The organism is Arthrobacter sp. TMS2-4, from assembly GCF_054511075.1.
On the sequence record NZ_JBTNDI010000028.1, the window covers coordinates 1 to 6,680 of the forward strand.

A 6,680-nucleotide genomic window follows, 5' to 3' on the forward strand; every position below is an offset into this window, starting at 1 on the left:
ACCGCAAGGAACGCGCCGCCTGGCACGCCTGGCTCGACCGGCACCTACTCCCCCACCTCGAAGAACACGAACTCCACGACCCGGAACGCGACGACTACTGGCTACCACCCCACGAAGACGACGACGAGCATCAACACTCCCTCTGGCACGCCGCCTAACACCACCGGCAACCCGGTCACTGACACCCACGACCACGAGGCCATCGGCCACAACGCCGCCCACTCCCCCACCACCACGGGCCAATCCGCTGACCTGCCGACAGGCCTTGTCGGGCGGGCAGGCTCGCAGGCCGGCAACCCAACAAGGGTCCCGGGTTCTCGCACTGAGGATGGTGGTTCAGGGGCACTGGTTCTGGGGTGCGCCTCCTGCACACCTGCTGCACGGCACAAGCTCCCCCACGCTTCGCTGCTTGTCCCACACACACGTGCACAGCAGGAACCACCCCGACCGCCTGCACACCCCCGCCCGCGTCACCGACACAGGGCGAGGTCACCTCGAGCCAGCGGCGGGCATGTACAGCCTCCTGAGCAACGCCTACAGCACAACCAGCACCAAGTTCTGGGCCAGTCCTCACCGGGATCTGGTCCCGCCGGCACTAAACCGGACGTACTCAGGCCTCCGGGCCCGCGAGAACACCAGGACCGTGGTCCAGGCCAACGCGTCACCCTCACCGTCCGCCGGCCGCCGCCCCGTCACTCCACCACCCACAAGGCCAGCCCAAACGGCACCCATGCCGCAGGACGAGCAATCAACGCCACCGGCACAACCCACCCGCCTCCAGACACCGAACCCACTCCCCCACCCGAGGCTGACGTCATCGAGACGACCGAGAACAGCATCGCGGTGTCGGGCCGCAGAGCCCGATTCCCCTGCAGTCGGCCATAGGGCCACATGCAGTCGCCTGCAAGGCCAGGTCACTCCGACGGGAAACGGATACGACAGCAGGACTTCGTATCCATGCAGATAACGGAGTAGCCACAACCGCAGCCTGCTTACATGCATGTAAGCAGGCTTGTATGCATGCGTACCAGCATACACTCATGCATGTATGAAAGTAAGCATGTATGCATGAGCAACAGCGAGAATGAGGCCATTGTGAGGCATAAAAACAGGGTGGAGCGCATCTGTATCTTGGGAAGGGCCTCGTCAAACAGGCTCGAGATCCTTGGCAATCTAAACATGTATGCATGAAAACATGCATGCATTCCTGCAAGAGGGTAAGCTTGCATGCATGCAAACACTCATGGTTTACAGCGAGTCAGGTGGGGCAACGAAGACGACCACAGCAGTCTCACTCGCTGCGGTCGCTGCCAGCCAAGGACGCCGAGTCGTTCTGATAGATCTCGACCCTCGGGCAGCTTCTACAAAGTGGCTCGGGATAGAACCCAAAGAGGCGGGCCTACACGTTGGTGCCATCCTGGGTGACGCGGACCCAGTTGGTTGGGCCGAGGACCTTGCGGTACAGACTCGCTGGTTCTCGACCCTCCGAGCCATTCCTTCCGCTCGAAACGTATCTAACCGCGAAGCTGATCGAGCAGATCACGCAGAGCTGAGGCTGAAGACATCCCTTGATTCCATCCAGGCAGACTTGGTCATCATTGACTGCCCAAACCGTCAAGGCGGCCCCCTGACGCTGTCAGCCTTGAACGCAGCAGACACGATCGTCTACGCGGCAACCCCCACGGTCGATGGCGTCGATGGCGTCGATGGAGCCCGGCGCAGCGTTGATCAGTTCCGGCTTTCACGTCGCCGACTTGGGGCGCCGGACAACCTTGTTGAAGCCGGCATCGTTGTAGGGGCAGTCCAGTCCACGGTGATGAGCCGGATCGCGGGCAGCAGTATTGATGAGCTAAGAGATACAGGCATGTTGCTCACACCCTTGGTTCCTCACCGAACAATCGTTCAAGAAATGCGCCTTACGCAGGAATGGTACGGCCAGTATCGCAAAGGGACGCCTGTTGTGGATGCGTACACCGAGATTGCAAAGAAGGTAATTCAGTGACCGACAACCTGCCAGATCGCCCGCCTGCACTCACCCGTCGGGGCCCTAGGCCCGCGCCTGATGAAACTGTAGATCCCGTGCACTTCGTGCCGAACTCCCCGCAGGGCCAAGCTTCCGCGCCTCCTGCTGAGTCTCAGCAGCAGGCACCAACCAAAGCTGCGAAGCGAAAGCGCGAACTTACCTTCCCCTTCAGCACGCGGCTGTCTCAAGACGTGCAAGAGGCCCTTGACCAGGCTGTGGAGTCTGAGGGCATCACGGTCCGTGAAGCTGTTGAGCAGGCAATACGTAGTCGCTGGGGATCCAAGGGTTAGAGACACTCATCGCCGACGGCGTCAGGACTATGTCTTCTTCGCCGTTGTATCAGTCGCATTTTGTGGCATTTCCGGGTCGGCCACGTGTCAGCTTTTCGAGTGAAGTGTGTGCAGTTCGTTGTTCCGCCTGTACACGGCTGGGGGAGGGGTGCAGCGGAGTGAGGAGATCGGCCAGTTTCATTGCTTACATGCATGTAAGCAATCAGAACCTGTCGTATGAGATTCTGTGCACCTCGCGGGGTCGCTCCCAGTCCGCCACAATGATGTGGCCCATCGAGGGATGGCGGGACCTAGTGCAAGGCCTGCAGAAGCAGTTGCAGCGCTCGGAGCGGGAGATGGGCGCAGCCGTGTGGCTCGCCCGTCACGAGGGCGGATCCAGGAATGATGTCGCCCGGATACTCGATCTGCCGTTGGCCGAGGTGCGTGCGCGTTTCGGCCAGGCGCCCGAGGGCCGCAGCCGGGACTGGTCCGATTTCCGGAAGTGTGGCTCGAGACCACTCATGCGCGTTCGGCGTCGCAGCCCACCTGCAGGCGTGGGTTGTTGGCCGGCCCGCACCGGTGCTTACCGGTGTGGGCCGGGGGTGGGGGAGTGGGGGTTAGTGGGCTTCGTTGTAGGCGTCGACGATGGACTGGGAGATCCGGCCGCGGGCGCTGGTGGAGTGCCCGTTCTCCTGCGCCCATTGGCGGATCCGCTGCGTTTCCTCACGCTTGGCCTTGCCCGAGGCTGACCCTGTGGTGGCGGGGGACTTGCCCTGGCCGCGCCGGGTGCTCGCCTTGCGGGCCTTGTCCGCGTATTCGGTGAGCGTGGCACGGAGTTTCTGGGCGTTCTCGGTGGTGAGGTCGATCTCGTACTCGGTGCCGTCGAGGCCGAAACGGACGGTTTCCTGAGCTACTTCACCGGTGAGGTCATCGACGAGTTCGACCTGTACGCGCTGTGCCATTATCGGGTACTCCTAAGATTGTGGATCTGAATTACTGGGCCCCATTCGTTTAGCTTATCGCGAACGAATATGTTCTGCACATCGACGTATTACTCGAAAACACCGGGGCATTACTCGTCCGGCGGCCGAGTCGGTTCATGGGCGTACCACCGCATGAATCGGCGGGCGCACTTCAGTACTTCTCTCAGTGTTCCGATCAGCGTTCGTGTAGGTATTCATGGCCAGTTTTTGTGCTGCGGGTCACGTCAAAGGGGATGGGTTTTTCGGAGCACCGGCCGATGTGATCATCCTGGGCGAAGTGTTTCGTAGGATCAGGCTGTATGGACCTGGGTGCCGGCGGTCAGCCGAGAGTGAGGCGTGCGCGTCTTGGTGATCTGTTTGCCTTGAGTTGGAACACGTCGTTGGCCCTGAGCCGGGGGAAAGGGGCTCGGGTTCGCTGGTGGCAGTGGTGCCGGGCTGTGCTGATGCTGCCGATTCTCGTTCTGCTCTTCCTCATGTACATCCCGGCAGGGGATGTGATTACCACCCCGTCCCGTGATGCGGTGCTCTTCCTGACGGAGGCGAGGAACACGAGGAAGGCCCTGCAGCGTGCCGGTTCCATGATCCTGGTGTGCCTGATTTCCTTGGTTGCGTTTGTTCTCTGGCTGGTCGCTCTGACGGGTGTGGGTGATGCGGTGCAACCGTGGGTTGCTGTGTTGTGGCCGCTCTGGTGTGTGGCTGGACTCTTGTGCCTGGCGCCGTCGACCGGAGGGAGTTTCTCTTCCATGATCGAGGCGCTGACGACGCGTCCGAGAGGGCCTTATTGGGTGGCGCAAGCCCTCGCGTCCGCACCCGGTGCGCAGTGGCGGGGCCTGGACTTCGCGCAGGCCGCTGTCGAGGCCTTCGTTCCCGTCGGGGCCCCGGTCGTTGCCACCGCGGCGTCGGAGAAAATCGCGGTGGTTTATGAGCGGTTCGGTTTCGTGCGACATAAACCCGGCAGCCTGAACCTGACCGGGAGAAGGTGACCCGGTGACCGGCCAGATACTGTCTGGAACCGCCAGCACGGGGTGCCAGGATGATGACTCCGACCTTGGGGTAATGCTGTCTTTGCCGCGCTACGACGAGGCTCGTTGATGAGGGTCGGCCGCTGTGCGAGGGCTGGGTGTATTGGACGATGATCGTCGACGTCGGCCGCTACTACCGCCCGGAGCACTAGCATCGCGCCTCAGGCCGGGATGCCGTGAGCTGCGCTGCAGGCCGAGTAGGGGAGTGAGGGGCGGCAGGGCAGGGTGACAGGGATGATCTGCCGCCCCGGTCAGTGCCGGCGTGTCATCCTGTGGGCATGGTCGATCTTCAACTGCGAGCACTGGAGGCCGAAGCCAGACGTGTGCCCGACCCGGGCGGGCCCCTGAGCAACTACTCGGACGCGCTGGAAGCGTGGGCTGCCACGCACCCCGAGCTGCCCTATAGAAGGCTGAAGCCCATCATCGACCGCTTGATGTGGGAGCACCGCTAGATCGCGCAGGCATCAATTGATATGGGAGCTGCCGATCGTTTGAGAGACGACCCAGGCCCTCCTGCGCCCCAACAGATGTCCTTGTCACGAGGGACACCCGGCGACGGAACCATGTCATGCGGTTTTCGTCTCCACCCCTTTATCGCGTCGACTGAGGGCGTGGATTGAGGGCATCGATCAGCAGCGTGGTGTGTGGTGGCTGGGATGCTGGGTACATGGCAGACCAGGCGCAGGGCGACGGGCAGTCCAGGCCGCTGCGGTTCCTGACCCTGCAGCAGGTCGCCGAGGAGCTGAACACCAAGCACAGCACCATCCGGGCTCTCATCGCTTCGGGGGAGTTGCCGGCCATCCAGATCGGCGGCCGCGGTTATCTTAAGTTTCGGGTCGTGTTTGCCGAGTCTTTCTGTGCTTGACCTGCGAAAGCGTTCCTAGCCCGTCTTTCCGTGATTTTGAGTATCGTGGGTTTCGATAAGCCGTGTTGAGCATGTTTGTGGCCAGGGAGGGACACGATGGCCGAGAAGCGCTTCCTGACTCTGGCTGATGTTGGAGAGGTTTTGAACATCTCTTCTTCCCAGACTTATGCGATCGTTCGCTCTGGTGAATTACCGGCGATCCAAGTGGGGGGCCGGGGTCAGTGGAGAGTCGAGGCTTCCAAGCTTGAGGACTACATCTCGGATGCCTATGAGCGCACCGCTGCCTCGATCAAGGAGATGAACTTGCAGGAAGCCGAGGAGACTAACTCCTAGACGGTTGACCTGAAAGGTACGACAGATCCCCGTTGAGAGTTTTCCTTCACGAGCATCTGGTTGATTCTTCTGGCCGCCCGCAGCTCATCCTGAGCGTCTTCCAGATCGTCCCGCAAGAGACTATTGCGAGATTGGGAATCTTCAAGGTCCAGGCGGGCCCGTTCGAGGGACCGTTCAAGTAGCCCGATTCGGGTTTTGAGTTCACCTGTGGTTTCAAGTTCGAGCTGTGCACCGATCTTGTTCCTCAGTGCCTTCTTCAGTTGATCCCGTTCTGCGGCGGTCCTTGTGAGCCTGGCGTTGAGCATCAGTACTTCATTGCGCAGATGGTGGGCGCTGAATCGGTCGGCTTCCTATCAACGTCCTCCTTCGCATGGTTCTGTGCGGCAGCGCTACGTACGGCCTCGAGGAGGTCCGGCGCGTTATAGATCAGCCAGGTGCTTACTCCAGCGGACCGGGCTATGCCCGCGGCAGTGATGGACCGGCCTGCCTTTGTATGCGCTGCTATTGCCTTGAGCACTGCTTCACGCCGTCGTTTGCTGTCGGCTTTTTTGGCCGCGATGAGCCGTGCTGTACGCAGTGCAGACTTGCTCGATGTCTCGTTGGGGTGAGTCTTCATGCTTCTTTGGGCGTCAGTGGCAGGAGCTTCAGGGGGACGGCGGTAAGCGGGTCCTGGGCCGGCGCGGTGGAGAGAGCCTGTAGGAGTTCTGTCGCCCGGTCGATTTCGTTTTGCTCTGCTGGGGAGAGTCTGGTCTTGGTGTCGGCGAGCAGCCGTCTGATTTTGCGGTAGGAGCTTATTTCGGCGGTAAGGCTCTCCAATACCCAGGTATCGGCGATCGGTCGGGCGAGTTCCAGGTCGGTTGTGAGCGCGACGATGTGAGCGTCAATCAAGGGCAGGTGGGATACGTTGGCGCGGAAGTAGGTGCATCCACCGCATTTACTGCGTGCCGGGCACGCCTGACCGCCTGCTTTGACGTTGGATGGCTCGGTGCAGAGCCCCAGTGGTGTGGCTACCGATCCGCGGGTGTATGCGGGATAGCTGTGCGGGGGTTGGGCTGCGCCGTGGCGGTCAATGGTGGAGTTGTGCCCCGCATAGTGGTGTAGCGCGGTTGCCGGGTTCGTCATAATGATGGACATGGACGCGGCCACCGCGTGATCCTTCGAGGAAACTCCTACATCCCACTCGAA

Annotated in this window: 9 protein-coding genes; 5 read left to right on the forward strand and 4 right to left on the reverse strand. The window is 61.4% G+C overall.

Features of this window, described 5'->3' with window-relative positions; all coding sequences use genetic code 11:
* Window positions 1-1,243 precede the first annotated feature (1,243 nt).
* The gene (locus tag ACX80F_RS16745; RefSeq protein ID WP_459337522.1) at window positions 1,244-2,002 is read left to right on the forward strand and encodes a ParA family protein; all 759 of its coding nucleotides are present in this window, start codon (window positions 1,244-1,246) and stop codon (window positions 2,000-2,002) included.
* 907 nt (window positions 2,003-2,909) lie between these two features.
* On the opposite strand, the gene ACX80F_RS16750 is transcribed toward ACX80F_RS16745, so the two are convergent.
* On the reverse strand, window positions 2,910-3,254 hold the full coding sequence (locus tag ACX80F_RS16750; RefSeq protein ID WP_459337515.1) for a histone-like nucleoid-structuring protein Lsr2: 345 nt from the start codon (window positions 3,252-3,254) through the stop codon (window positions 2,910-2,912).
* A 320-nt stretch (window positions 3,255-3,574) separates the two neighbouring features.
* On the opposite strand from ACX80F_RS16750, the gene ACX80F_RS16755 reads away from it, so the two are divergent.
* The 4 genes from ACX80F_RS16755 to ACX80F_RS16770 all read left to right on the forward strand — a co-directional run bounded on the left by ACX80F_RS16755 (window position 3,575) and on the right by ACX80F_RS16770 (window position 5,495).
* The gene (locus ACX80F_RS16755) at window positions 3,575-4,258 is read left to right on the forward strand and encodes a hypothetical protein (protein ID WP_459337516.1); all 684 of its coding nucleotides are present in this window, start codon (window positions 3,575-3,577) and stop codon (window positions 4,256-4,258) included.
* 317 nt (window positions 4,259-4,575) lie between these two features.
* Window positions 4,576-4,749 (forward strand): hypothetical protein, encoded by a 174-nt coding sequence (locus ACX80F_RS16760; protein WP_459337517.1) that lies wholly within the window; start codon window positions 4,576-4,578, stop codon window positions 4,747-4,749.
* A gap of 215 nt (window positions 4,750-4,964) precedes the next feature.
* Window positions 4,965-5,162, forward strand: a complete 198-nt coding sequence (locus tag ACX80F_RS16765) for a helix-turn-helix transcriptional regulator (RefSeq protein WP_459337518.1) — start codon at window positions 4,965-4,967, stop codon at window positions 5,160-5,162.
* Window positions 5,163-5,258: 96 nt separating this feature from the next.
* The gene (locus tag ACX80F_RS16770; protein ID WP_090588545.1) at window positions 5,259-5,495 is read left to right on the forward strand and encodes a helix-turn-helix domain-containing protein; all 237 of its coding nucleotides are present in this window, start codon (window positions 5,259-5,261) and stop codon (window positions 5,493-5,495) included.
* Here the strand turns inward: ACX80F_RS16770 and ACX80F_RS16775 are convergent.
* The 3 genes from ACX80F_RS16775 to ACX80F_RS16785 all read right to left on the reverse strand — a co-directional run.
* Window positions 5,492-5,800, reverse strand: coding sequence for a hypothetical protein (locus ACX80F_RS16775; RefSeq protein ID WP_459337519.1), 309 nt, complete (start codon window positions 5,798-5,800; stop codon window positions 5,492-5,494). The two genes, ACX80F_RS16770 and ACX80F_RS16775, sit on opposite strands and share 4 nt — an antisense overlap.
* The gene (locus ACX80F_RS16780) at window positions 5,800-6,111 is read right to left on the reverse strand and encodes a hypothetical protein (protein WP_459337520.1); all 312 of its coding nucleotides are present in this window, start codon (window positions 6,109-6,111) and stop codon (window positions 5,800-5,802) included. The genes ACX80F_RS16775 and ACX80F_RS16780 overlap by 1 nt, the downstream gene beginning before the upstream one ends.
* A partial coding sequence (locus ACX80F_RS16785) for a hypothetical protein (protein WP_459337521.1) occupies window positions 6,108-6,680 on the reverse strand: 573 nt, incomplete at its 5' end. The genes ACX80F_RS16780 and ACX80F_RS16785, both read right to left, overlap by 4 nt.